This window comes from Aeromonas sp. 2692-1 (assembly GCF_013085505.1).
In the GTDB taxonomy this organism is placed as follows: domain Bacteria; phylum Pseudomonadota; class Gammaproteobacteria; order Enterobacterales; family Aeromonadaceae; genus Aeromonas; species Aeromonas hydrophila.
On record NZ_CP038513.1, the window covers coordinates 4,050,025 to 4,072,967 of the forward strand.

At 63.2% G+C, this 22,943-nt stretch carries 24 protein-coding genes; 15 read left to right on the plus strand and 9 right to left on the minus strand.

Annotated elements, in window-relative coordinates; genetic code table 11:
- Window positions 1–10: 10 nt before the first annotated feature.
- Together carA and dapB are read right to left on the minus strand one after the other, a co-directional pair.
- Window positions 11–1,147, minus strand: coding sequence for a glutamine-hydrolyzing carbamoyl-phosphate synthase small subunit (gene carA, locus E5E97_RS18765; RefSeq protein WP_073350785.1), 1,137 nt, complete (start codon window positions 1,145–1,147; stop codon window positions 11–13).
- Between the two features lie 688 nt (window positions 1,148–1,835).
- A complete protein-coding gene (gene dapB, locus E5E97_RS18770) occupies window positions 1,836–2,648 on the minus strand; it encodes a 4-hydroxy-tetrahydrodipicolinate reductase (RefSeq protein ID WP_011706537.1) in 813 nt (270 codons plus the stop codon).
- A 312-nt stretch (window positions 2,649–2,960) separates the two neighbouring features.
- Between dapB and E5E97_RS18775 the strand changes: the two genes are divergently transcribed.
- The 4 genes from E5E97_RS18775 to serA all read left to right on the plus strand — a co-directional run bounded on the left by E5E97_RS18775 (window position 2,961) and on the right by serA (window position 7,334).
- A complete protein-coding gene (locus E5E97_RS18775) occupies window positions 2,961–4,295 on the plus strand; it encodes a Na+/H+ antiporter NhaC family protein (protein ID WP_171280769.1) in 1,335 nt (444 codons plus the stop codon).
- A 132-nt stretch (window positions 4,296–4,427) separates the two neighbouring features.
- The gene (locus tag E5E97_RS18780) at window positions 4,428–5,027 is read left to right on the plus strand and encodes a 5-formyltetrahydrofolate cyclo-ligase (protein ID WP_011706539.1); all 600 of its coding nucleotides are present in this window, start codon (window positions 4,428–4,430) and stop codon (window positions 5,025–5,027) included.
- 184 nt (window positions 5,028–5,211) lie between these two features.
- Window positions 5,212–5,865 (plus strand): ribose-5-phosphate isomerase RpiA, encoded by a 654-nt coding sequence (rpiA, locus tag E5E97_RS18785; RefSeq protein ID WP_139388065.1) that lies wholly within the window; start codon window positions 5,212–5,214, stop codon window positions 5,863–5,865.
- A 236-nt stretch (window positions 5,866–6,101) separates the two neighbouring features.
- Window positions 6,102–7,334 (plus strand): phosphoglycerate dehydrogenase, encoded by a 1,233-nt coding sequence (gene serA / locus E5E97_RS18790; protein ID WP_024946386.1) that lies wholly within the window; start codon window positions 6,102–6,104, stop codon window positions 7,332–7,334.
- A gap of 203 nt (window positions 7,335–7,537) precedes the next feature.
- Here serA and E5E97_RS18795 read toward each other — a convergent pair whose 3' ends face one another.
- On the minus strand, window positions 7,538–7,918 hold the full coding sequence (locus tag E5E97_RS18795; RefSeq protein WP_011706544.1) for a diacylglycerol kinase: 381 nt from the start codon (window positions 7,916–7,918) through the stop codon (window positions 7,538–7,540).
- Between the two features lie 155 nt (window positions 7,919–8,073).
- Between E5E97_RS18795 and E5E97_RS18800 the strand changes: the two genes are divergently transcribed.
- Both E5E97_RS18800 and aac(6') read left to right on the plus strand, forming a co-directional pair.
- On the plus strand, window positions 8,074–9,138 hold the full coding sequence (locus E5E97_RS18800; protein ID WP_042067836.1) for a 3-deoxy-7-phosphoheptulonate synthase: 1,065 nt from the start codon (window positions 8,074–8,076) through the stop codon (window positions 9,136–9,138).
- A gap of 6 nt (window positions 9,139–9,144) precedes the next feature.
- Window positions 9,145–9,603 (plus strand): aminoglycoside 6'-N-acetyltransferase, encoded by a 459-nt coding sequence (gene aac(6') / locus E5E97_RS18805; protein WP_171280770.1) that lies wholly within the window; start codon window positions 9,145–9,147, stop codon window positions 9,601–9,603.
- A 21-nt stretch (window positions 9,604–9,624) separates the two neighbouring features.
- Here the strand turns inward: aac(6') and E5E97_RS18810 are convergent, their stop codons facing one another.
- The 3 genes from E5E97_RS18810 to E5E97_RS18820 all read right to left on the minus strand — a co-directional run bounded on the left by E5E97_RS18810 (window position 9,625) and on the right by E5E97_RS18820 (window position 12,236).
- Window positions 9,625–10,410: an ATP-binding cassette domain-containing protein gene (locus E5E97_RS18810; RefSeq protein ID WP_171280771.1), complete on the minus strand. Its 786-nt coding sequence runs from the start codon at window positions 10,408–10,410 to the stop codon at window positions 9,625–9,627.
- Entirely contained in the window at window positions 10,397–11,404 is a 1,008-nt protein-coding gene (gene btuC / locus E5E97_RS18815) for a vitamin B12 ABC transporter permease BtuC (RefSeq protein ID WP_171280772.1), read from the minus strand. Before btuC ends, E5E97_RS18810 begins: the two co-directional genes overlap by 14 nt.
- A 100-nt stretch (window positions 11,405–11,504) precedes the next feature.
- The gene (locus tag E5E97_RS18820) at window positions 11,505–12,236 is read right to left on the minus strand and encodes an ABC transporter substrate-binding protein (protein ID WP_043119150.1); all 732 of its coding nucleotides are present in this window, start codon (window positions 12,234–12,236) and stop codon (window positions 11,505–11,507) included.
- A gap of 113 nt (window positions 12,237–12,349) precedes the next feature.
- On the opposite strand from E5E97_RS18820, the gene E5E97_RS18825 reads away from it, so the two are divergent.
- The 4 genes from E5E97_RS18825 (at window position 12,350) to E5E97_RS18840 (ending at window position 16,075) form a co-directional block, all read left to right on the plus strand.
- Window positions 12,350–12,706, plus strand: coding sequence for a DMT family protein (locus E5E97_RS18825; protein WP_005302630.1), 357 nt, complete (start codon window positions 12,350–12,352; stop codon window positions 12,704–12,706).
- Window positions 12,707–12,766: 60 nt separating this feature from the next.
- A complete protein-coding gene (gene tapW / locus E5E97_RS18830; RefSeq protein ID WP_011706550.1) occupies window positions 12,767–13,906 on the plus strand; it encodes a type IVa pilus ATPase TapW in 1,140 nt (379 codons plus the stop codon).
- 282 nt (window positions 13,907–14,188) lie between these two features.
- Window positions 14,189–15,460, plus strand: a complete 1,272-nt coding sequence (gene glgC / locus E5E97_RS18835) for a glucose-1-phosphate adenylyltransferase (protein ID WP_011706551.1) — start codon at window positions 14,189–14,191, stop codon at window positions 15,458–15,460.
- Between the two features lie 135 nt (window positions 15,461–15,595).
- Entirely contained in the window at window positions 15,596–16,075 is a 480-nt protein-coding gene (locus E5E97_RS18840) for a WbuC family cupin fold metalloprotein (protein ID WP_171280773.1), read from the plus strand.
- A 119-nt stretch (window positions 16,076–16,194) separates the two neighbouring features.
- Here E5E97_RS18840 and E5E97_RS18845 read toward each other — a convergent pair whose 3' ends face one another.
- From E5E97_RS18845 to E5E97_RS18855, 3 genes are read right to left on the minus strand one after another with little or no spacing between them, the layout of a single operon-like run.
- Window positions 16,195–16,437: a FeoC-like transcriptional regulator gene (locus tag E5E97_RS18845; RefSeq protein ID WP_011706553.1), complete on the minus strand. Its 243-nt coding sequence runs from the start codon at window positions 16,435–16,437 to the stop codon at window positions 16,195–16,197.
- The gene (feoB, locus tag E5E97_RS18850) at window positions 16,434–18,707 is read right to left on the minus strand and encodes a Fe(2+) transporter permease subunit FeoB (protein ID WP_171280774.1); all 2,274 of its coding nucleotides are present in this window, start codon (window positions 18,705–18,707) and stop codon (window positions 16,434–16,436) included. Before feoB ends, E5E97_RS18845 begins: the two co-directional genes overlap by 4 nt.
- Window positions 18,708–18,762: 55 nt before the next feature.
- Window positions 18,763–18,990, minus strand: coding sequence for a FeoA family protein (locus E5E97_RS18855; protein ID WP_005302641.1), 228 nt, complete (start codon window positions 18,988–18,990; stop codon window positions 18,763–18,765).
- A gap of 119 nt (window positions 18,991–19,109) precedes the next feature.
- On the opposite strand from E5E97_RS18855, the gene E5E97_RS18860 reads away from it, so the two are divergent.
- The 5 genes from E5E97_RS18860 to E5E97_RS18880 all read left to right on the plus strand — a co-directional run bounded on the left by E5E97_RS18860 (window position 19,110) and on the right by E5E97_RS18880 (window position 22,888).
- Window positions 19,110–19,439, plus strand: a complete 330-nt coding sequence (locus tag E5E97_RS18860) for a translation initiation factor (RefSeq protein ID WP_005302642.1) — start codon at window positions 19,110–19,112, stop codon at window positions 19,437–19,439.
- 256 nt (window positions 19,440–19,695) lie between these two features.
- A complete protein-coding gene (locus tag E5E97_RS18865) occupies window positions 19,696–20,253 on the plus strand; it encodes a TMEM165/GDT1 family protein (protein ID WP_010633534.1) in 558 nt (185 codons plus the stop codon).
- A gap of 202 nt (window positions 20,254–20,455) precedes the next feature.
- The gene (locus E5E97_RS18870) at window positions 20,456–21,394 is read left to right on the plus strand and encodes a DUF2157 domain-containing protein (protein ID WP_162516490.1); all 939 of its coding nucleotides are present in this window, start codon (window positions 20,456–20,458) and stop codon (window positions 21,392–21,394) included.
- Window positions 21,387–22,394, plus strand: coding sequence for a DUF4401 domain-containing protein (locus E5E97_RS18875; RefSeq protein ID WP_171280775.1), 1,008 nt, complete (start codon window positions 21,387–21,389; stop codon window positions 22,392–22,394). The genes E5E97_RS18870 and E5E97_RS18875 overlap by 8 nt, the downstream gene beginning before the upstream one ends.
- Complete coding sequence (locus tag E5E97_RS18880; RefSeq protein ID WP_171280776.1) at window positions 22,391–22,888, plus strand: GDYXXLXY domain-containing protein; 498 nt, start codon at window positions 22,391–22,393, stop codon at window positions 22,886–22,888. Before E5E97_RS18875 ends, E5E97_RS18880 begins: the two co-directional genes overlap by 4 nt.
- The last annotated feature ends 55 nt before the right edge of the window (window positions 22,889–22,943 follow it).

The following is a 22,943-nucleotide window of genomic DNA, read 5'->3' on the forward strand; positions in this document are numbered from 1 at the left end:
TCTTTTCCTCTTAAGCGCGATACTGCTTGATCAATTCAATAAAGTGGTCGAACAGACCGGCACAGTCGTGCGGGCCCGGGCTCGCTTCGGGGTGACCCTGGAAGCTGAAGGCCGGCCGGTCGGTGCGATGGATGCCCTGCAGTGACCCGTCGAACAGGGAGACGTGGGTCGCGCGCAGGCAATCCGGCAGGGTCTGCTCGTCCACCGCAAAGCCGTGGTTCTGGGCGGTAATCATGACGGTGTTGTCGTCCAGGCTCTTCACCGGGTGGTTGGCACCGTGGTGGCCGAACTTCATCTTGATGGTCTTGGCGCCGGAGGCCAGACCCAGCAACTGGTGACCCAGGCAGATGCCGAACACCGGGATATTGGTCTTGAGGAAGGCCTCGATGGCCTCGATGGCGTAGTCGCACGGCTCGGGGTCACCGGGGCCGTTGGAGAGGAAGATGCCATCCGGGTTCAGCGCCAGTACCTCGGCAGCCGGGGTCTTGGCCGGCACCACGGTCAGGCGGCAGCCGCGGTCCACCAGCATGCGCAGGATGTTGCGCTTGACGCCAAAGTCATAGGCCACCACGTGGTATTTGAGCTGGTCGGCAGCCGGGGTGACGTGCCCCTTGCCGAGCTGCCAGCTGCCTTCGGTCCAGTTGTACGCCTCGCCAACCGTGACCTCTTTGGCCAGGTCCATCCCCTTCAGGCCGGGGAAGGCGCGGGCCTGTTCGAGGGCAAACCCTTCATCTATCTGCTTGCCCGCCAGAATGCAGCCGGCCTGGGCGCCTTTCTCGCGCAGGATGCGGGTCAGTTTGCGGGTGTCGATGTCGGCGATGCCAACGATGTTGTGAGACTTGAGGTATTCGGAGAGGGATTGCTGATTGCGGAAATTGGAGGCAAGTATCGGAAGGTCCCGGATGATCAATCCCTGCGCGTGGATTTGACTGGACTCTTCATCTTCGCTGTTGGTGCCGGTGTTGCCTATATGGGGGTAAGTGAGGGTGACTATCTGACGGGAATAAGAGGGATCGGTGAGGATTTCCTGATAGCCCGTCATCGACGTATTGAAAACCACTTCACCAACGGAACATCCCTCGGCGCCTATCGACACGCCTTTGAACACAGTTCCATCTTCCAGCACTAGCAATGCAGTGTGATTCAAGACAACCTCCAGTTATTTAGCTTTAAATTCAGCAATTTACCTGGGTGTTGCGGGCTCGGTTCCGGCCTTGGACAGGACTCGAACCCGGCAGATTTCTGGCAAATTGGGCGCATTCTACTTAAAAACGATCGCATTTCAACGTCTTTTCTCATCTGAAATGCATCTAAATTCAATAAACAAGCAACATTACCCATTATCTATGCACTCAATCGCTTTGCAACCCCCACCCTGAAAAGAAAAGGCAAAAGTTGCTTCTAATCCAGACCAAGAGACCAAGATTGATACAGAAACCAATTTTTAATCCTTAAAAAACAATACAATGAAGTTTCATATAAAAAATCTCAATGCCTGCAAACAGCTTTTTTAGGGAGGATGAGTGTCCTTGGAAAATGGAAAACGTTTTTCTTCGTTTGAATTTTTAGTCTGTTTTGATGGATGTAAAAAAATGCCCTGACGGGGGCTATTGAGGCCCAATTTCGTTACCAGCCGATGACATTTGTGCAATGGCAGATCCGGCGCGGCAGCAGAGAGGAAGGGTTTATGCCGTTTCGCATGAAAATCGCTACGTAAGCGGCATTTATACAAAATCACCAATAAAAAACCCCGCATGAGCGGGGTTTCTAGCAGACGAACGGGCCGGGCAGCCCCTTCGTGCGCACCACGGGGCCCCTGGTGTCAGCTGATGTGATTACTTGAGGCCGAGCACGTCCTGCATGTCATAGAGGCCGGCGCCCTGCCCCTTGAGCCATTTGCCGGCGCGCACCGCACCGTTGGCGAAGGTGAGGCGGCTGGAGGCCTTGTGGCTGATCTCCACCCGCTCGCCGATGTCGGCGAACATGACGGTGTGCTCCCCCACCAGATCGCCGGCGCGAATGGTGGCAAAGCCGATGGTGTTGCGATCCCGCTCGCCGGTGATCCCCTCGCGGCCGTAAACGGCGCACTCTTTCAAGTCACGTCCGAGCGTCTTGGCCACCACCTCGCCCATGGAGAGCGCGGTACCGGACGGTGCATCCACCTTGTGTCTGTGGTGCCCCTCGATGATCTCGATGTCGGTGTAATCCCCCATCACCTTGGCGGCCTGCTCCAGCAGCTTGAACACCAGGTTGACGCCGACCGAGTAGTTGGAGGCGAAGACGATGCCGATCTCGCCGGCGGCGGCCTTGAGCGCCGCCTTGCCCGCGTCGTCAAAGCCGGTGGTGCCGATCACCATCTGCTTGTGGTGAGCCCGGGCGAAGGCCAGGTTGGCCAGGGTCACCTCGGGGCGGGTGAAGTCGATGATGAGATCAAACTCGTCCCGTACCTTGTCCAGGCTGTCGCTGATGATGACGCCGAGCCGACCCAGCCCGTTGAGTTCGCCGGCATCCAGCCCGATCACGGCGGAGCCCGGTCGCTCCAGCGCCGCCCCGACCACCACGCCCTCGGCATGGCTGATCGCCTCCAGCAGCACCTTGCCCATACGACCATTACAGCCCATCACGGCCACACGGATCGGATTGTCCATCTCCACCCTCTCATCTCTATTAAGGAAAGAGACCGTTTTACCAGCCTGCGCCCGCTTTGAAAAGCCCGCCGTGGCCGCCGTTAGTCTCCCGAAAAATCAACGACATATTTATTTAAATCCGAATATTTGACGGATTTAATCAATTAAGCAAAATCACCAGACAAAAAGCAGTATCCATCTGGACGGCTATCTTGACCGGGCGGGCGCGACTCACTACTGTAGACGCCCCATAGCGGCAGGATGCCCGCCACGCTCTCACCCCACTGCGGGCTGGCTGAGACAGGGAGGTCATGTTCAACCATCGAGGAACACATGATCCAGACCCAACCCAGCGCCAGAGCCCTGCTGCCTCTGCTGGTCTTTCTTGCTCTCTTTATCGGTACCGGCACCTGGCTGACCCTGCAGGGGGTTGAGTTCGCCTTCTATCAGCTGCCCGCCCCCGTCGCCGCCCTCCCCGCCGTCATGCTGGCGCTGGTGCTGGGCAAGGAGGGGTTCAACAAGAACCTCGAGACCTTCTTCAAGGGGGTCGGTGACAGCAACATCATGGCGATGTGCCTCATCTATCTGCTGGCGGGTGCCTTCGCAACCGTGGCCAAGGCCACCGGCGGGGTGGATGCCACGGTCGCGCTCGGCCTCTCCCTCATCCCCGGCTGGTTCCTGCTGCCGGGGCTGTTCCTCATCTCCGCCTTCATCGCCACCGCCATGGGCACCTCCATGGGCACCATCGGCGCCGTGGCACCGGTGGCGCTTGGCGTGGCCCAGGCCGCCGGCATCGATCCGGTGCTGATGGCGGGCACCATCCTCTCCGGCGCCATGTTTGGTGACAACCTCTCCATCATCTCCGACACCACCATTGCAGCCACCCGCAGCCAGGGCTGCGAGATGAAAGACAAGTTTCGCGAGAACTTCAAGATTGCCGCCCCGGCCGCCATCGGGGTGATCCTGCTCTATCTGACCCTGGGGTCGGTCGGGGATGCCCCCGCCACCGAGGCCCATGTCGAGCTGTTCAAGGTGATGCCCTACCTGCTGATCCTGGTGTTGGCCCTCTCCGGCATGAACGTCTTCATGGTGCTGGGGCTCGGCATTCTGGCGGCCGGTGGAGTCGGCCTGCTGGGGGATTACCCCCTCGGCCAGTTCAGCAAGGATATCTATCAGGGCTTCACCGGCATGCAGGAGATCTTCCTGCTCTCCATGCTGATCGGCGGCCTCGGCGCCCTGATGGAGCGCCAGGGGGGGCTGGCCTGGATAAGCTGCCGCATCAGCGCCCTCATCGCCCGCTTCACCCGTCAGCACGACGGCGAGCAGAACGAGAAGGCGGCCGAGCTCGGCATCGCCGGGGTGGTGAGCCTCACCAACCTCTGCACCGCCAACAACACGGTGGCCATCATAGTCGCCAGCAAGGTGGCCAAGGAGCTGGCGGATCATCACGGGGTCACCCCGCGCCGCGCCGCCTCCATGCTGGATATCTTCTCCTGCGTGGTGCAGGGGCTCATCCCCTGGGGCGCCCAGGCGCTGCTGCTGGGCTCCATCTTCGCCCTCTCGCCGCTGGCGGTGGTGAGCATGAGCTTCTACCCCATGGCGCTGGCACTGGCCGCCCTGGTGGCGGTGTTCGTCAAGCACCAGATGCGCAAAGCCGCCCACGCCTGATAGTGCGGCCGCCGGGTCCCCGAGGATCCGGCGGCCGAGCCGCGCTGTTCAACCCGGCGCGGCCTTGTTAAGGTGATCGCCTGTCAGCGCGATCCGCTCGTCGCCCCCCGCCCGTTCATCAGAGGAGCCCCCATGCCGGATACCCAGCCTGAAAGACAATCCCTGCGCCAGCTCATCCGCCAGCGCAGAAAGAGCCTGACCCAGGCCGAGCAGCAGCAGGCGGCCCAGCAGCTGGTTGCCCAGTTCAAGCAGCATCCCGAGATCCTGGCGGCCAAACGCATCGCCCTCTATCTGGCCAACGACGGCGAGCTCAACCCCCTGCCCGCCATCCACTGGCTGTGGGCCCAGCAAAAAGAGGTCTACCTGCCGGTACTGCACCCCTTCACCCCGGGTCACCTGCTCTTCTTGCGCTACACCGCCACCAGCCCCATGACCCGCAACCGTTACGGCATCGCCGAGCCGGAGCTCGACATGCAGCAGGTGGTGCCCCACAGCACCCTCGATCTGATTTGCACCCCGCTGGTGGCGTTCGATGCGGCGGGCAACCGGCTCGGCATGGGCGGCGGCTACTACGATCGCACCCTCGCCTGCTGGCATGAACACAGGCTCGGCCCCAAACCGCTGGGGCTCGCCCACGACTGCCAGCAGGTGGACGCGGTGCCGCAGGAGGAGTGGGACGTGCCGCTGCCCCAGATCATCACCCCCAGCCGCTGCTGGCACTTTCCCGGCTAGGACCATCCGCCCCCTCTGCCGCGATCGTCACGCCCGGCTGCCACAGCCATGGTGCGATGACATGGCACAATAAACAGGCAAACGATTTACATCTTGCGAGTTTTTGGCCCGGAACGTGAGCTGGGTGGTCGCTCTGGGGGGCGGCTTGGATATAATGCGGCCGCTTTTTTCCAAAGGATCGATCATGACTCAAGATGAAATGAAGAAGGCGGCCGGTTGGGCTGCGCTCAAGTATGTGGTTCCCGGCACCATCGTCGGGGTAGGCACCGGCTCTACCGTCAACCACTTCATCGATGCACTGGCGACCATGAAGGACGAGATCAAGGGGGCGGTATCCAGCTCCGTGGCCTCCACCGAACGCCTCAAGGGCTTCGGCATCACAGTGTATGACCTCAACGAGATCGACGCCCTCTCCGTCTACGTGGACGGTGCCGACGAGATCAACGGCACCCGCGACATGATCAAGGGCGGCGGCGCAGCCCTCACCCGCGAGAAGATCGTCGCCGCCGTGGCCGACAAGTTCATCTGCATCATCGACAACACCAAGACGGTCGACGTGCTCGGTACCTTCCCGCTGCCGGTGGAAGTGATCCCCATGGCTCGCGAATACGTGGCCCGCGAGATCAGAAAGCTCGGCGGCAACCCGGTCTGGCGTGAAGGGGTGGTCACCGACAACGGCAACCACATCCTGGACGTGAAAGGCATGGCCATCACCGATGCCAAGGGGCTGGAAGTGCAGCTCAATGCCATCGTCGGCACCGTCACCAACGGTCTGTTCGCCCACCGCGGTGCGGACGTGGTGGTGATCGGCACCCCGGACGGCGTGGTCATCAACTGACTCCGCTTAACGGACGTGGTCCCCGACCATAGCCCCGCAATGCAAGACGGCGCCCCATGGCGCCGTTTTTATTGGTTGCTCAATGAGTTGCAAACCCTCGTTTACAACTATCGTTGAAAACTTCAAAGAATTTGACTTTCGTCACAAATATTCCCTCTCCCAAACGTTTTTGCTACTTTACGGTTTTCTTCACACACCATATCTGCACTCACTTTTGCAAACATAGAGGGATCGTCATGACTGCCAAGTTTTCACTGGACAAGGATAAAATCAAGGTACTGCTGCTGGAGGGGGTTCACCCCAACACGGTGGAAACCTTTCGTGCCGCAGGTTACACCAGTGTGGAGTATCTGAAGACCTCTCTCTCCGAAGAAGATCTGATCGAGCGCATTCGTGACGTGCATTTCGTGGGGCTGCGCTCGCGCACCCAGATCACCGAGAAGGTGCTGGATGCCGCCAACAAGCTGGTGGCCATCGGCTGCTTCTGCATCGGCACCAACCAGGTCGAGCTCGACGCCGCCCATCTGCGCGGCATCCCGGTGTTCAACGCCCCCTTCTCCAACACCCGCTCGGTGGCCGAACTGGTGCTGGGCGAGATCCTGCTGCTGCTGCGCGGCATCCCGGAGAAGAACGCCAAGTGCCATCGCGGTGTGTGGGAAAAGCTGGCCAACCGCTCGGTGGAGGCCCGTGGCAAGAAGCTCGGCATCATCGGCTACGGCCACATCGGCACCCAGCTCGGCATCATCGCCGAGAGCATCGGCATGAAGGTCTACTACTACGACATCGAGAACAAGCTCTCGCTCGGCAACGCCATCCAGGTGCCGAGCATGGTCGAGCTGCTCAACATGTCCGACGTCATCAGCCTGCATGTGCCTGAGACCGCCTCCACCAAGGATCTGATCGGTGCCGAGCAGCTGCGCATGATGAAACCGGGCGCCATCTTCATCAACGCCTCCCGCGGTACCGTGGTGGATATCGATGCCCTGGCCGACGTCATCAAGAGCGGCCACATCTCCGGCGCCGCCATCGACGTCTTCCCCAGCGAGCCCAAGTCCAATGACGAGGAGTTCCTCACCCCGCTGCGCGGGCTGGACAACGTGATCCTGACCCCGCACATCGGCGGATCCACCCAGGAAGCCCAGGAGAACATCGGGCTGGAAGTGGCCAACAAGCTGGTCAAATACTCGGACAACGGCTCCACCCTCTCCGCCGTCAACTTCCCCGAGGTCTCCCTGCCCGGCCACAAGGGCTCCAGCCGCCTGCTGCACATTCACCGCAACCAGCCCGGCGTGATGAACCAGATCAACCAGATCTTCGCCGACGAGGGGATCAACATCGCCGGTCAATACCTGCAGACCAGCAGCCACATCGGCTACGTGGTGATCGACGTGGAGACCGAGCACAGCGAGAAGGCGCTGGCCAAGCTCAAGGAGATCGGCGGCACCATCCGTGCCCGTATCCTGCACTGATTGGCCTGCAGAGCCGCCCAGCAAAAAGCCCGTCGTGATGACGGGCTTTTTTATGCTGCGATGCTAAGCGCACATCCGAGTCGTTGCTCCTTTGCCCCCTCCCTCGCGGGAGAAGGGGTGGGGATGAGGGGGAGAAGAGGCCTCCCTCACCCAGTCATCTCCCAAAGGAAAGAGCAATGACGCGATAGAAAACGAGGCCTGACTTACCACCAACCCAGCAGGTTGCGGCCAACCAAAGCGCCCCACACCAGGGCGTTCAGGGCCAGCGCGATAAAGACGGCGGCGGAGCCCAGATCCTTGGCGCGACCGGAGAGCTCATGATGTTCGGAGCCGATGCGATCCACCACCGCCTCGACGGCGGAGTTGAGCACCTCGACGATCACCACCAGCCAGCTGATGCAGACCAGCAGCAGGATTTGCTCGAGGGTATCGCCGATCCAGAATGCCAGCGGCATCAGCAGCAGGATCAGCATCAGCTCCTGCCGGAAGGCCGCCTCATTGATCCAGGCTGACTTGAGCCCCTTCATGCTGTAACCGGTTGCATTGATGATGCGGGTGACCCCGGTTGCCCCTGGCTTTGCCACGCTATCTACCTCATTTGGAATCGTTTTGGGGCTCACATCCTATCAGAGCCCCTCGAGGTTTCCATCAGGGGTTTTTTGCTTTATTTTATCCCTTTGCCTCTTCGGCACTCAGTCATTGCTACTGCCCACGCCACCCATTTCGAGAATCGAGTCGTATGTCCATTCACACCGATGAATTGCGCACCCGTCGCCTGGAGTCCCTGATCACTCCCAGCGAACTGGCGCACGCCTTCCCGTTAAGCGACACCGTTGCCCAGAATCTGCTGGATGCCCGCCGCGAAGTGGAAGCGATCCTGGCCGGTGAGGATCAGCGCCTGCTGGTCATCGTCGGTCCCTGCTCCATTCACGATCCGGCCGCCGCCCACGAGTATGCCCTGCGCCTCAATGCCCTGCGCGAGCAGTATAAAGAGAGCCTGTGCATCGTGATGCGCACCTACTTCGAGAAGCCGCGCACCATCGTCGGCTGGAAAGGCCTCATCAATGATCCGCGCCTCGATGGCAGCTTCGACGTCAACGAAGGGCTGAAACTGGCCCGCAAGCTGCTGGTGGACATCAACGCCCTCGGCATGCCCACCGCCACCGAGTTCCTCGACATGGTGACCGGCCAGTACATCAGCGACCTCATCACCTGGGGTGCCATCGGTGCGCGCACCACCGAATCCCAGGTACACCGAGAGATGGCCTCCGCCCTCTCCTGCCCGGTCGGCTTCAAGAACGGCACCGACGGCAACACCCGCATCGCCATCGACGCGGTGCGTGCCGCCCGTCACAGCCACATCTTCTACTCCCCGGACAAGGACGGCAAGATGACCATCTACCGCACCGCCGGCAACCCCTATGGTCACGTGATCCTGCGCGGCGGTCACAGGCCCAACTACGACACCGCCAGCATCGATGAAGCCTGCGAAGCACTGGCCGACGTCGGCCTGCCCGAACGGCTGGTGGTGGATTTCAGCCACGGCAACAGCATGAAGGATCACCGTCGCCAGCTGCTGGTGGCGCAGGACATCTGCGATCAGCTGCGCCGCGGCCGCACCGGCATCGCCGGCATCATGGCCGAGAGCTTCCTGGTGGAAGGGCGGCAGGATGTGGAGAACGGCTGCGCCGTCACCTTCGGCCAGAGCATCACCGATGCCTGCCTCTCCTGGAGCGACACCGAAACCCTGCTGGCCATGCTGGCCGAGGCCGCCCAGGTGCGCCTTGCCAAGCAGCTGGGCTGAGTGCGGATGACGAACGCCGACTGGCGGATAGTGCCCCTCGACGAGACGCGGCTGGTGCAGTGGGCAACCCTGCGCCAGCAGCTGTGGCCGCACCACGCACTCTCGGCACATCTGCAGGAAGGGGCCGAACTGCTGGCCGCAGCCCATCTCAACGCCTTTCTGGTGCTGGATGCGCAGAACCAGGCGGTAGCCTTTGCCGATGCGTCCCTGCGCCATGATTACGTGAACGGCTGCGAGAGCAGCCCGGTGGTCTATCTGGAAGGGGTCTATGTGCAGCCGACTTCGCGCCGGCGCGGGTTGGCCCAGGCCTTGATTGCCCGGGTGGCCCAGTGGGGCCGCGAGCTCGGTTGTCGCGAGCTTGCCTCCGATGCCGCCATCGACAACCTCGCCTCCCAGCAACTGCACCAGCGACTCGGCTTTGCCGAAACGGAGCGGGTCGTCTTCTTCAAAAAGGCCCTCGGCTGACGCCAGGGCCTTGTTTGTTTCTCACAGGCTCGGCATAAACCAGACCCGGCCGCCCGCCTCGATGCGATCGGTCTTTATCTGAAACACCTGCGCCAGCAGCGCCTCGTCCACCAGCTCGACGCCCCCCTCCCGCACCACCCGCCCCTGTTGCAGACAGAGCAGGCGATCGGCCCAGTCGATGGCCAGGTTGATGTCGTGGATGGCGAGCACCACCAGCAACCCCTGCCCGGCCAGCTGCTTGAGCAGCCGCAGCAGCGCCAGCTGATGATGCAGATCCAGCCCCGCCAGCGGTTCGTCCAGCAGCAATACCCGCCCGCCCGGGTTGAGGCTCGGCCACACCTGCAGCAGGGTGCGGGCGATCAGCACCCGCTGCTGCTCCCCCCCAGACAGCCGGCTGAAGTCCCGCGCCAGCAAGGCTTCCAGCTCCAGCGCCTGGCACAGCGCCTGAATAGCTTCGTTCTGTCTGGCCGCAGGTTGAGCCTCATCGAGCCCCAGACTCAGCACCTGAAACACCGGGATATGGAACAGCTGGGGCTGGCGCTGGGGCAACATGGCGCGCCGCTGCGCCAGCGCCGGCCAGCTCAAGTCCGCCAGCGACTCCCCGCCGATGCGCACCTCCCCTTGCCCCGGCAAGAGGCCGGCCAGGGCGCCGAGCAGGGTCGACTTGCCGCTGCCGTTGGGGCCGAGCAGAGCCACCAGCTGGCCCCCCTGCCAGGCAAGGTCGAGGGGCGCGAGCCGGTTGGCGACGGCCAGGGCGCGGGCCGCCAGCAAGGGGGGCTGACCCCCGAGGTGATCAGGTGCTGGCATGGGCATCTTGCCTCAACAACAGATAGATGAAGAGCGGGGCGCCGACCGAGGCGGTGATGACCCCGATGGGCAGCTCCCCCGCCCGCAGGGCGGAGCGGGCGATGAGATCGGCCGCCAGCAGCAGGGCGCCGCCCCCCAGCGCCGAGGCGGGCAGCAGGAAGCGCTGATCGCTGCCGCCACAGAGCCGCAGCAGATGGGGTACCACCAGCCCGACGAAGCCGATGACGCCGCACAGTGATACCGCCATGCCGGTGAGCAGGCACACCGCCAGCACCAGCCGCACCCGCATCTTGTCCACATCGAGCCCCATCAGGCGGGCCTGAGTCTCTCCCAGCAGCAGTTGCTGCAGCGCCTTGCCCTGCCAACCGAGCCAGCCGAGGGCGAGCGGGAACAGCAGCCACCACCAGGCCAGTTGCTGGCTGCCGTAGGCCAGGCTGCCCATCATCCAGAACATGAATTCACGCAGGGAGCCGTCATCGGCAAAGTACATCAGCCAGGTCATGGCGGCGTTGGTGAGGATGCCGATGGCGACCCCGAACAGCAGCAGCCGGGCATGGCCGAGCCGGGCCCGGCGCGCCAGCCGAATGAGCAGCATGGTCACCAGCAGGGCGCCGCCAAAGGCTGCCAGCGACAACCCCCAGCCCGGCAGATAGACGCCGAGGGCCTTGGCCACCGCCATCGCCACCATGGCGGCCAATCCCGCCCCGCTCGAGACGCCGAGCAGGCCGGGTTCGGCCACCGGGTTGTGCAGCATCACCTGCAGCACGGCGCCGCCACAGGCGAGCGCCGCCCCCGCCAGCAGGGCCAGCAGGGCGCGCGGCAGGCGCAGCTCCAGCAGGATGCGCTGCTCGAGATCCCCCAGCGGCTGCCAGGGCAGCAAGACGAATTCGCCCCAGGCGAGGGAGCAGAAGAACAGCGCCAGGGTCAGCAGCAGCAGGCCGAGCAACCAGCGCCGCTGCCAGCGCTGCTGGCGGGCGAGCAAAGAGAGATACACAGAGGCTCTCCGAAGGTGAGAAGGAGCCGGCACCAGAGCCTGTCGAGCAGCTGGCGCGAGTCATGAAAAACGCATGATAACAGCGTGTTACTACCCGAGGTCAAGGCTGGTAAGGCTTGGCGAGGACGGCAATTTCGCCGCTTGCCACCAGCTCCTGCAGGGCCAGTGCCAGCGGTTGCTGCAGCGCCTGATGGGGTGAGTGCTTGCTCATGCCCAGATAGAGCACCACAGGTTGCGGTGGCTGATAGGCCGCCTTGAGCAGGCCGGCCTCGTTGTCCTGGCTCAGGGCGTAGTCCACCTGGCAGTCGGTGCCGATCATCAGCGGCAGGTGGCCGCGCTGCACCATGCGCAGCAGCTGATCCTCGGTGGGCACCCCGTGCTTGTCGAGTCGGTTGTCGGCATCAAAGGGGGCAAAATAGGCCGAATTGAGCACATAGCCCACCTTCTTCCCCTGCAGGTCGGCGTAGGTGCGCAGGGTCGATACCGCCGCCGCCTTGCCGTAGAAGGCCGGCCGACACTGATAGTAGGCCGGCTGCAGATAATCGATGAAGGCCGCCCGCTCTGCCGTCATCGCCAAGCCTATCATGAGGTCGACCTGGCCGGTCTGCATCTGCTTGAGCGCCCGCCCCCAGGGCACCCGTTTCACCTCGAAGCGGATGCCGCTGCGGCGCTGCAACTGCTGCAAGATGTCCATGTCCAGTCCGCCGAAGCGGCCGTCCGGCTGCACGATCCGAAACGGCGGCCAGACATCGGTGGCCACCGTCAGGGTCGGCGCCCCATGCACCAGGCAGGCAAACAGCAGACCAAGCACACCCCAGCTTGTCTTGCCCATCCCGTACAACCCTCTGTGACTTCATCCTTGATGGATTAAAAATACCCTGTCGCCCCACTTATGAAAACCCGTGGTTCGGAGATAAAATGCGATTGATTTTAAAGGAGAACCTAATGAACCCTATCTTTACCAGCATCGGCCTGCTGCTGTGCAGCAACGTCTTCATGACCTTCGCCTGGTATGCCCACCTCAAGAGCATGAATCACAAACCCTGGATCATCGCCGCTCTGGTGAGCTGGGGCATAGCGTTGTTCGAATACCTGCTGCAGGTGCCTGCCAACCGCATCGGCCACACCGTGCTCTCCGTCGGCCAGCTCAAGATCCTGCAGGAGGTGATCACCCTCACCGTGTTCGTTCCCTTCTCCATCTTCTATCTGAAAGAGGATCTGAAATGGGATTACCTGTGGGCCGGCCTGTGCATCCTGGGCGCGGTGTTTTTTGTCTTTCGCGAGAAACTCACCGGCGCCTGACGCTGTACACTCAATGACATTCGATGTAATTGCATCTGCTTGATAGACGAGGCAAAACCAATGGAATTGCGAGACATGCTACAGATCCTGGCCAAGCAGGATGGCTCCGACCTCTATCTGTCGACCGGCGCCCCCCCTTGCGCCAAGTTCAACGGCGGCCTGCGTCCGCTCAGTGAAACGCCGCTCGAGCCCGGCGAGGTGGCCAGAATAGCCGACGCCATCATGGACGGCGAGCAAAAGCAGCAGTTCGAGCGGGAGCTGGAGATGAACCTCGCCATCTCGCTGCCCCAGATCGGCCGCTTTCGGATCAACATCTTCAAGCAGCGCAACGAAGTGTCGCTGGTGGCGCGCAACATCAAGACCGAGATCCCCCGCTTCGAGGATCTGAAACTGCCCCCCGTGCTGCTCGACACCATCATGGAGAAGCGCGGCCTGGTGCTGTTCGTCGGCGGTACCGGCTCGGGCAAATCCACCTCGCTGGCGGCCCTCATCGACCATCGCAACCGCAACAGCGGCGGCCACATCATCACCATCGAAGATCCGGTGGAGTTCGTGCATCGCCACCGCAAGAGCATCATCAACCAGCGCGAGGTGGGGGTGGATACCCGCAGCTTCCACGCTGCCCTCAAGAACACCCTGCGCCAGGCGCCGGACGTGATCCTCATCGGTGAAATTCGCGACCGCGAGACCATGGAGCATGCGCTGGCCTTCTCCGAGACCGGCCACCTGGCGATTTCCACCCTGCACGCCAACAACGCCAACCAGGCGCTGGACCGCATCATCAACTTCTTCCCGGAAGAGCGCCGCCCCCAGCTGCTCAACGACCTGGGCAACAACCTCAAGGCGTTTGTCTCCCAGCGGCTGGTCAAAACCAGCGATGGTGGTCGCCGGGCGGCGGTGGAGATCATGCTGGGCACCCACACCATTCGCGACATGATCAAACGCGGCGAATTTGGCGGCCTCAAGGAGGTGATGGAGAAATCCAAGGCCCTCGGCATGGTCACCTTCGACAGTGCCCTGTTCGATCTGGTGGTAGAGGGGGTGATCGACGAAGAGGAGGCGGTGAAGAACGCCGACTCGGCCAACAACCTGCGCCTCAAGATCAAGCTGTGGAAGGAGAAGGGCCAGATCGCCAGCAGCAGCGATGCCACCGGCTGGAGCCTCGAGCCCACCAAGGATGAAAAAGACGATCTGTTCTGACCTCGCCCTCCCCTGACGGCGCCTGCAAACACCCGCTTCGGCGGGTGTTTGCACAAGAAACGCCCGCATCTGGCCGTCCTTCAAGGCCACCGCCTTCCCCGCCAGCCCAGCGCCGCCGTGACATCTGGTGAACTATCGCGCCATCTGCGACAGATTTTGTCATCACAAATGACAAAACCATCACTTCACCAAAAAACCGTGTGAGAAGTGTGAGTGAAAGCACTTTCATACTGGCTTCAAAGGAGGCAGTATCAAGGGATTCTATCAATAAAGGGGTATTCAATGTTGTTACAACCTGCCAATACAGCACAGTCCAGACAGTTGCTGAACGAGACCATGGCCTTGGTTCTCGCAGGAGGGCGGGGCAGTCGCCTCAAACAGTTGACGGACAACAGGGCGAAACCGGCAGTGCATTTCGGCGGCAAGTTCCGCATCATCGACTTCGTACTCTCCAACTGCATCAACTCCGGCATTCGCCGGGTCGGGGTGGTGACCCAGTACAAATCCCACAGCCTGCTGCGCCACCTGCAGTCCGGCTGGTCCTTTCTGCGCTACCAGATGAACGAGTTCATCGACCTGCTGCCCGCCCAGCAACGGGTGGACGAGGTCAACTGGTATCGCGGCACCGCCGATGCGGTCTACCAGAATCTGGACATCATTCGCGATCACGGCCCCAAGTATGTGGTAGTGCTGGCAGGGGATCACATCTACAAGATGGATTACGCCGCCATGCTGCTCGATCACGTCAACATGGGGGCCAGGGTCACGGTGGCCTGCATCGAGGTGCCGCGGGATGAGGCGAGCGCCTTCGGGGTGATGGCGGTGGATGGGGATCGCAAGATCAACGCCTTCGTCGAGAAGCCCGCCAACCCGCCCGCCATGCCGGGCAAACCGGACACCGCGCTGGCCTCCATGGGGGTCTACATCTTCGAGGCTGACTATCTCTACCAGTTGCTGGAAGAGGATCTCGCCAACCCGGCCTCCCACCACGATTTCGGCATGGACGTGATCCCGCGGGTGGTGCAAGAGGGCACCGCCTACGCCCACCCGTTCAGCATGTCCTGCGTCGGCTGCTGCCCGCAAAAGCGCCCCTACTGGCGCGACGTGGGCACGGTGGATTCGTTCTGGGAAGCCAACATGGATCTCGCCTCCGTCACCCCGGAGCTCGACATCTACGATCAGGACTGGCCCATCTGGACCAGCCAGAACATGACCCCGCCCGCCAAGTTCGTACAGGACAGAAACGGCCAGCACGGCATGACCATCAACTCCATGTTTGCCGGCGGCACCATCGTCAGCGGCTCCTTCATCGTGAGCTCGGTGCTGTTTACCAATGTGCGGGTCGACTCCTTCTGCACCCTGGATCAGGCGGTGATCTTCCCCGGGGTCGAGATAGGCCCGGGCTGCCGGCTGCGCCGGGTGGTGATCGACAAGGGCTGCAAGCTGCCGGAAGGGCTGGTGGTGGGGGAAAACGCCTGCGAGGATGCCCGCCGCTTCTACCGCTCCGAGCAGGGCATAGTGCTGGTCACCAAGGAGATGCTGGCCAGATTGTGATGCCGAACAGTCATAGCAGAGGGAGTCATAGAGGCTCCCTTTTTACATTTGCTTACCGCTCGCCCCTTGCCTGACAGGTTGCCGGGCATGCTACTCTGCGCTCGGCCCTGCCTTCGTCTCACCATGGAATCGCATATGAAAAAACTGGATGTTGCCCGCCTTGCCAGCCTCGCCGACGAGGCCGCCCACTCCCCGCGCCTGCGCATGAACCACAACCTGCATCAGGAGCTGGCCGACCCCATCCAGCGCCTGGCCATCGCCATGGAGCCGGGCACCTATATCCGCCCCCATCGCCACCTGCAGACCTGGGAACTGCTCACCGCGCTGCAAGGCCGCTTCGTGGTGCTCAACTTCGATGACGAGGGCACCGTCATTGCCCGCGCCGTGCTGGGGGAGACGACCTCGGTGCTGGAGACCCCCGTCGCCGGCTGGCATGCGGTGCTCTCTCTGGATCCTGGCGCCGTCATCTTCGAGGTGAAACACGGTCCCTACGCTCCTTTCCGGGAAGAGGACTTCGCCCCCTGGTCACCGGCGGTGGACGACGTCGCCGGCCAGCAGGCGCTGATGGCCTGGTATCGCCACGCCGAAGTGGGCCAGCGCTGGCCGGGGCGCTGATCTGTCCCCCTTCTACGCCAACCCAGCGAACACGGCGAACACGGCGAACACGCACCAATAAAAAAGACCCGCCAGTGGCGGGTCTTTTTATATCTGAATGCGGGGGTTCGGGCGTGAGCTCAGCCCTTCTGCACCAGACCAATCTGGCCCGGCTCGCACCACTCGAACATCACCTCCTGGCTCTTGCCGCAGCAGGAGCCGCCGCACACCTGGGTCTCCCGCTTGGCGACCCGCCCCTTGCGCATCCAGACGCCGAGCATGGCCTCCACCGCATCTTCCGAGGTGTGGAAGTGGCGGGCCAGCTCGCGCCGGCTCACCTTCTGCTGCGCGGCGAGGTACTCCCCCAGCTCGCGCAGGATCATAGAGTCACCACCTTGCGGGCGACGATGTCGCCATGGCGACGACCGGCCCACCAGAGCAGCAGCAGGGAGCCGCCGTAGCTCGCCACCCAGAACAGGCTCTGCTCGGGGTGCGCGGCAAAGGTGGCCAGCTGATAGAAGACGGTGGCGCACATGAAGGCCATGTAGTTGCACCAGGCGGCGGTCAGCAGGGCCCACTGGCGACCGGTTTCCCGCACCAGTGCGCCCATGGCGGCGGCGCAGGGCATGTAGAGCAGCACGAACAACAGATAGGCGAAGGCACCGGCCGCCCCGTCGAAGTGGCTCTGCATGTTGCCGTAGGTGGAGACGTCCACCTCCTGCGCCTCGGCGGCAGCTTTCTGGTCATCCAGGTTGCCCACCGCCAGCCCCATGGGGTCGGTCGGGTCGATGTCGGCCAGATTGGTGGCGACCGCGGCGATCGCCTCCTGGAAGCTGTTCACCAGGGAGAACTCGCTCACCTCCTCTTCCCCGTCACCGCTGCCGGCGTAGAGGCTGTTGAGGGTACCGACCACCGCCTCTTTGGCGAAGATGCCGGTGACGATGCCGACCGTGGCCTGCCAGTTGTCATCGCGCACGCCGATGGGGTGCAGCACCGGAGTCACCGCCTGGCTGATTTTGCTCAGCACCGAGCTCTCTTGATCCTGGTGGCCGAAGCTGCCGTCGGTGCCGAGCGAGTTGAGCACGCTCAGCACGGCGACCACCAGCACTATGGTTTTACCGGCGCCAAAGACGAAGGATTTGAGCTTCTGCCAGGTCTTGATGCCGACGTTGACCGGGCGCGGCCACTCGTAGTCCGGCATCTCCATCAGCATGGAGTCGCTCTTGCCCGGCAGCAGGGTGCTGCGCAGCAACAGGCCGGTGAGCACCGCCACCAGGATGCCGATGAGGTAGAGACCGAACACCAGGTTCTGGCCGGATTCGGGGAAGAAAGCCACCGCGAACAGGGCGTAGACCGGCAGGCGGGCACCGCACGACATGAAGGGAGCCATGGCCGAGGTCATCAGCCGCTCACGCTCGGAGTTGAGGGTGCGGGTCGCCATCACCGAGGGCACGGTGCAGCCAAAGCCCATCAGCATGGGGACGAACGCCTTGCCCGGCAGGCCGAGACGGCGCATCAGGGCATCCACCACGAAGGCGGCGCGGGCCAGGTAGCCGGAGCTCTCCAGCACCGCCAGGAACAGGTAGAGGCAGCCGATCACCGGGATGAAGGTGGCGACGGTCTGCAAGCCCACCCCGAAGCCGTCCGCCAGGATGGCCCCCAGCCAGTCTGGCGCATGGATCAGCCCCAGCAGGTGGTGGACGCCATCGACGAACAGGGCGCCGCCCATGATGTCGAAGAAGTCGATGAAGGCGCTGCCCACCTTGATGGCGAACATGAACATCAGGTACATCACCAGCAGGAAGAAGGGGATGCCGAACCAGCGGTTGAGCAGCACCCGATCGAGCCGCTCGCTCTGGGCTGCGGTGAGCTTGCCCTTCTGCTGGCACGCCTGGGCGGCCCACTGGTGGATGTGGCCGTAGCGGATGTCTGCCAGTTGCAGGTCGACGTCCTGCCCGTGGTGAGCGCGAGCCACCACGTTGGCGGCGGCGGCCTGCTGGCCGGGCAGCAGGGTCTCCTGCATCACCGCATCCTCTTCCAGCAGGCGCAAGGCGCGGCCACGGGCGGTGAGGTGATGCGGGGCGAGCAAGGTCTCGAGCTCCGCCAGATCTTTTTCAAGCTCATGGCCGTAGTCCAGCAACAACGCCGGCTGCGGCTGGCCGATGAACTGCTGGATCTGGTTCTTGAAGGCGGCAACCTGCTGGCGATTGTGGGCCGAGAGGGCCACCACCGGGCAGCCGAGGGTGCTGGCGAGCTTGCTCTCGTCGATGGTGATGCGCCGCTTTTGCAGGATGTCCATCTTGTTGAGCACCACCACCATGGGCAGCCCCAGCTCGCGCAGTTGCAGCGTGAGGTAGAGGGAGCGCTCCAGGTTGGCGGCGTCGATGACGTTGAGCAGCAGATCCGGCTGCTGGCCTTCCACGAAGCGGCTGGCGATCTGCTCGTCCAGGCTCCCCTCCTGGTTGGCCAGGCTGTAGATGCCGGGCAGGTCCATCAGTTTGTAGTCGTGGCCCTGGGCAGTGAATTCGCCCATCTTCTTGTCGACGGTGACGCCGCTCCAGTTGCCCACCTGCTGGCGGGCCCCGGTCAGGGCGTTGAACAGGGAGGTCTTGCCGCTATTGGGATTGCCGACGGTTACCAGGGAGTAGTTCATACCGGTTCAACCTCGATAGTGCTTTGACCAAGACGATTGTTTTGTGAGGTGTGTTTCATACCGGCTCGACCTCGATTTGCTGGGCCAGACTTTTTTGCATGGAGAGGCAGATCCCCTGACACTGGATCTGCAGCGGATCCCCGAGCGGGGCCGCGCGCAAATAGATGACTTCAGTCTGGGGCAACAAGCCCATCACCATCAGCTTGCGCCGCAGGGGACGGGTCAATTGATTCATGTTCTTGATGCGAGCACTCTGTCCCGGTGACAACTGCGCGAGTACCATGACTGACTCCTGAAGTTAAACAATAATAATTCTCTTTTACTTGGGGCATTATAATCCGTGTTTTCAACGCTTATTTGAGTAAAATCAAACTCCGCTTAGCTAACCCACAAATAACTGCCATGAGTCACGACAACAACAGCCGCCTGGTTTACAGCACGGACGGCGGCATCATCAAAGAACAGAGCCAGCCGCAATCTGCCTCCCCCTTCCCCACCGACGGGGTGGTGCGCATCCGCCGCGAAACCAAGGGGCGCAAGGGCGCCGGGGTCATCACCATCCACGGCGTCCCGGCCGAACAGCAAAAGAGCATCGCCACCTTGCTCAAGAAAAAGTGCGGCACCGGCGGCGGCCTGAAAGAGGGAGTGATCGAGATCCAGGGGGACAAACGGGATCTGATCAAGGCAGAGCTCGAGAAGGCCGGTTTCAGCGTCAAGCTGGTGGGTGGCTGATCCCCGCGCCGCCCGGCTTGCGTCACTTTCGCTTTTTCCCTAGAATGCCCGCTCCCATCGAGGGGGAGTAGTCTCGCCAGCCGGCCCCAAACCGGTTCGCGACCCTGATCAACATACTTGGTGCCAACTCACCATGGTCAGGGTGATCCACGCCAGCCGCGGATTTGACAAGACCTTTGACGGGCCAGTGCCAATACCGGGGACGGATGGCGCGGGCTTGTCTCAGGTATAACAATTCCGTCCCCCGGTCATTTTTATGGAAGCCTTGTTAACCTCAACCCTCAGCGTGGCCATCGCCGAAATCGGCGACAAGACCCAGCTGCTGGCGCTGTTGCTCATCTGTCGTTTTCGCAAGCCCTGGCCCATCATCGCCGGCATGCTGGCTGCCACCCTGCTCAACCACGCTGGCGCTGCCTGGCTTGGCGAGTTCATCAGCCGCTGGCTCGATCCCAAGGTGATGACCTACCTGGTGGCCGGTGCCTTCATCGCCATGGCCGCCTGGATCCTGGTGCCGGACAAGATGGACGACGAGGAGAGCCCGCTCGACAAATACGGCCCCTTCATGGCCACCTTCGTGCTGTTCTTCATCGCCGAGATCGGCGACAAGACCCAGATCGCCACCGTGCTGCTGGCGGCCAAGTACGACTCGCTGACCCAGGTCATCACCGGCACCACCCTCGGCATGATGCTGGCCAATGTGCCGGTGGTGCTGCTTGGCAAGCTGGGGGCCGATCGCCTGCCACTCAAGGGGATCCGCATCGCCTGCGCCATCCTGTTCGTGGGCCTCGGGGTGAGCACCCTGCTGTTCGCCTGACCCGGCCGGATCAGAAGGTGGCGAGGCAAGGGTGAGCACTTGCCGACGCCACTCCCGCGCCCATGTCGTGTCTTTGCAAGCAAGCCCCGCCCTTTGGCGGGGCTTTTTGCACCCGCTTGCCGGGCTGGTCGCGCCCGCAGACGGGGGCTGCCAATCGGCGCCATGCCCGTGGCATAATGCGGCAAACCTGATGGAGCATCCCATGCACTTCACTTCAAGACAGACGCTGCTCGACTGGGTCAGGCGTGGACGCCTCGCGCGGGCCAGTCTGCCCGCCGCCCTCGCCCTGTGCGAGCTGCCCCCCGGCCCTGCCCGCTGGCAGTGGCTGTTCGATCGGCTGCTGCTCTGGCTTGGCAGCCTGTGTCTGGGCGCCGGTCTGGTGTTCTTCGTCGCCTTCAACTGGCAGGAGCTGGGCCGCCTCTCGCGCCTCGCGCTGCTGGAGCTGCCGCTGCTCGCCATGCTGCTGTTGCTGTGGCGCAAGCCCCTCGCCGACAGCCAGCGCCAGGCGCTGCTGCTCGCCATCGCCCTCAACATCGGCGCCCTGCTGGCGCTGGTGGGGCAGACCTACCAGACCGGTGCCGATCCCTGGCAGCTGTTTGCCACCTGGGCGCTGATGCTGCTGCCGCTGGCGGCGCTCGGCCAGAGCCCGCTGCTGTGGACCTTGAGCTGGCTGCTCGGCCAGCTGGCGCTGGTGCTCTACTGGCGGCTCGGCCTGTTCAACTTCTTCTTCGCCTTCAACGAGGAGGCCCTCGGCTGGTGCCTGACCCTGTTCAATGCCGCCCTCTGGGGCATACTGCTGCTGGTGCCTGCTCACTACCGGCTGATGCCCTCCTGGCTGGCGGGGCTGGCCGCCGGGTTCGGCGTCACCCTGCTCACCCTGCTGGCGCTGTTCGATGTCGCCTCCCCCTGGGTCTGGCCGGCCTGGATCGGCTGGCTGGCGGCCGCCTACCTGCGCTGGCATCACAGATTCATCGCCGGGCTCGCCATGGGCTGCCTGAGCCTCATCGTGGTGCTGCTGACCGCGCTCGGCAAATGGATGGAGCCGGACGTGGACGGCTTCCTGCTGCTCTGCCTCATCGCCATCGGCCTGTCGGTGGCGGCCAGCCGCTGGCTGCAACAACAACGGAGGCCCCATGAGTGATCTGACCCCCTGGCAGCGACTGCAACGGGCCCAGCTGGTGGAAGGGGATGCCCCCCGTGACGACCAGCCCCACTGGTCGAGCCGCTTTCTGCTCGGCATGGTGGGCTGGATTGCCGCCCTGTTCCTGCTGTTCTTCCTGTTCATGTCGTTCTCCCAGCTCACCCGGGATGCCGACAGCGCCCTGCTGATGGGCGTCGTGCTGATGGTCATCGCCTTTTGCCTCAACCGCTTCGCCACCCGCAGCGATCTGTGGGATCAGTTCGTGCTGGCACTGGCGCTGGCCGGCGACGCCTGGCTGCTCTACGGCCTGCTCGATCGGCTGGATCTGCACTCGGCTCCGCTCTGGTTCGGCCTCGCCCTGCTGTCGCTGGCCATCGCCGCCCTGTTCGAGCACTGGCTGATCCGGCTGTTCCACAGCTTCGCCGCCGCCATCCTGCTCACCCTTGGCCTCGCCTGCCTCGGCCTGCAACTGCTGGCCCTGCCGCTGGTGATGACGGCGGTAGCCCTCTGCTGGCTGCAGGCCGAGCGCGATCCACTGCGCCATCAGCTCTATGAATCCCTCACCCTGGGGCTAGCGCTCTCCCTGCTGGTGCTGGGGCGCCTGCACCACCCGCTGTGGGACGGCGGCACCAGCATGCTCGACGAACTGGGCCACTCCCGCCTGCCGCTCTGGCTCAACCCGCTGCTCTGCGCCGCCCTGTTGTTGGGGCTGATGGTCAGGCTGAAACTGCCGCTGCTGTACGGGCTGCCGCTGGTGCTGATCAGCGCCCTCATCCCCGGCATGGGGGCCGGCGCCCTGGTACTGGTGCTCGGCTTCTATGCCGGCAGCGTCGGCCTGATGACCCTGGCCGGCCTGCTGCTGGTCGGCTTCGGCTCCCTCTATTACTACGATCTGGGGCTGACCCTGATGACCAAATCCTGGCTGCTGCTGGGCTCGGGCGCCCTGCTGCTCGGCGCCCGCCAGCTGCTCAAACGGCTGAGCCTGCGGAGCCCCTCATGAGACGACTCGCCCTGCTGCTGACCGGCCTCGCCATCCTGGCGGCCATCAACGTCACCGTCTGGCGCTACGAGCGCGCCATGAGCAGCGGCGAGGTGGTGCTGTTGCGCCTCGCCCCGGTCGACCCCCGCTCCCTGATGCAGGGGGATTACATGCGCCTCAACTACGAGCTGGCCCGACAGCTTGGCAACCGGCAGCAAGATGAGGCCCTCGCCGACACCCTGGTGATCCGCCTCGACGAGCAGCAGGTCGCCAGCTGGGTGGAAGGGGGCAAGCCGGATCAGCTGGCCCGCGATGAACGGCGGCTGCAGGTGCGCCGCAGCGACGGCCAGTGGCTCATCGGCCCCGACGCCTACTTCTTCGAAGAGGGCACCGGCGAGCAGTACGAGGCGGCGCGCTACGGCGAATTTCGCCTGCAGGAGAGCGGCAAGGCGCTCTTGGTGGGGCTTCGCGATGAGCAGTTGAAACCGGTGGGAAATACCAGAGCGCGCTGGTAACTACTGGCAATATCAGGCTTTTTTGCCCACACTAGGGCAAGATGGATCGCCCGCG

Excerpts from the sequence above, each read along its gene's own strand:
- dapB (WP_011706537.1), bottom strand. The coding sequence starts at position 2,648 with ATGGACAATCCGATCCGTGTGGCCGTGATGGGCTGTAATGGTCGTATG.
- E5E97_RS18775 (WP_171280769.1), top strand. The coding sequence starts at position 2,961 with ATGATCCAGACCCAACCCAGCGCCAGAGCCCTGCTGCCTCTGCTGGTC.
- E5E97_RS18780 (WP_011706539.1), top strand. The coding sequence starts at position 4,428 with ATGCCGGATACCCAGCCTGAAAGACAATCCCTGCGCCAGCTCATCCGC.
- rpiA (WP_139388065.1), top strand. The coding sequence starts at position 5,212 with ATGACTCAAGATGAAATGAAGAAGGCGGCCGGTTGGGCTGCGCTCAAG.
- serA (WP_024946386.1), top strand. The coding sequence starts at position 6,102 with ATGACTGCCAAGTTTTCACTGGACAAGGATAAAATCAAGGTACTGCTG.
- E5E97_RS18800 (WP_042067836.1), top strand. The coding sequence starts at position 8,074 with ATGTCCATTCACACCGATGAATTGCGCACCCGTCGCCTGGAGTCCCTG.
- E5E97_RS18810 (WP_171280771.1), bottom strand. The coding sequence starts at position 10,410 with ATGCCAGCACCTGATCACCTCGGGGGTCAGCCCCCCTTGCTGGCGGCC.
- E5E97_RS18820 (WP_043119150.1), bottom strand. The coding sequence starts at position 12,236 with ATGGGCAAGACAAGCTGGGGTGTGCTTGGTCTGCTGTTTGCCTGCCTG.
- E5E97_RS18825 (WP_005302630.1), top strand. The coding sequence starts at position 12,350 with ATGAACCCTATCTTTACCAGCATCGGCCTGCTGCTGTGCAGCAACGTC.
- tapW (WP_011706550.1), top strand. The coding sequence starts at position 12,767 with ATGGAATTGCGAGACATGCTACAGATCCTGGCCAAGCAGGATGGCTCC.
- glgC (WP_011706551.1), top strand. The coding sequence starts at position 14,189 with ATGTTGTTACAACCTGCCAATACAGCACAGTCCAGACAGTTGCTGAAC.
- E5E97_RS18840 (WP_171280773.1), top strand. The coding sequence starts at position 15,596 with ATGAAAAAACTGGATGTTGCCCGCCTTGCCAGCCTCGCCGACGAGGCC.
- E5E97_RS18845 (WP_011706553.1), bottom strand. The coding sequence starts at position 16,437 with ATGATCCTGCGCGAGCTGGGGGAGTACCTCGCCGCGCAGCAGAAGGTG.
- feoB (WP_171280774.1), bottom strand. The coding sequence starts at position 18,707 with ATGAACTACTCCCTGGTAACCGTCGGCAATCCCAATAGCGGCAAGACC.
- E5E97_RS18855 (WP_005302641.1), bottom strand. The coding sequence starts at position 18,990 with ATGGTACTCGCGCAGTTGTCACCGGGACAGAGTGCTCGCATCAAGAAC.
- E5E97_RS18860 (WP_005302642.1), top strand. The coding sequence starts at position 19,110 with ATGAGTCACGACAACAACAGCCGCCTGGTTTACAGCACGGACGGCGGC.
- E5E97_RS18865 (WP_010633534.1), top strand. The coding sequence starts at position 19,696 with ATGGAAGCCTTGTTAACCTCAACCCTCAGCGTGGCCATCGCCGAAATC.
- E5E97_RS18870 (WP_162516490.1), top strand. The coding sequence starts at position 20,456 with ATGCACTTCACTTCAAGACAGACGCTGCTCGACTGGGTCAGGCGTGGA.
- E5E97_RS18875 (WP_171280775.1), top strand. The coding sequence starts at position 21,387 with ATGAGTGATCTGACCCCCTGGCAGCGACTGCAACGGGCCCAGCTGGTG.
- E5E97_RS18880 (WP_171280776.1), top strand. The coding sequence starts at position 22,391 with ATGAGACGACTCGCCCTGCTGCTGACCGGCCTCGCCATCCTGGCGGCC.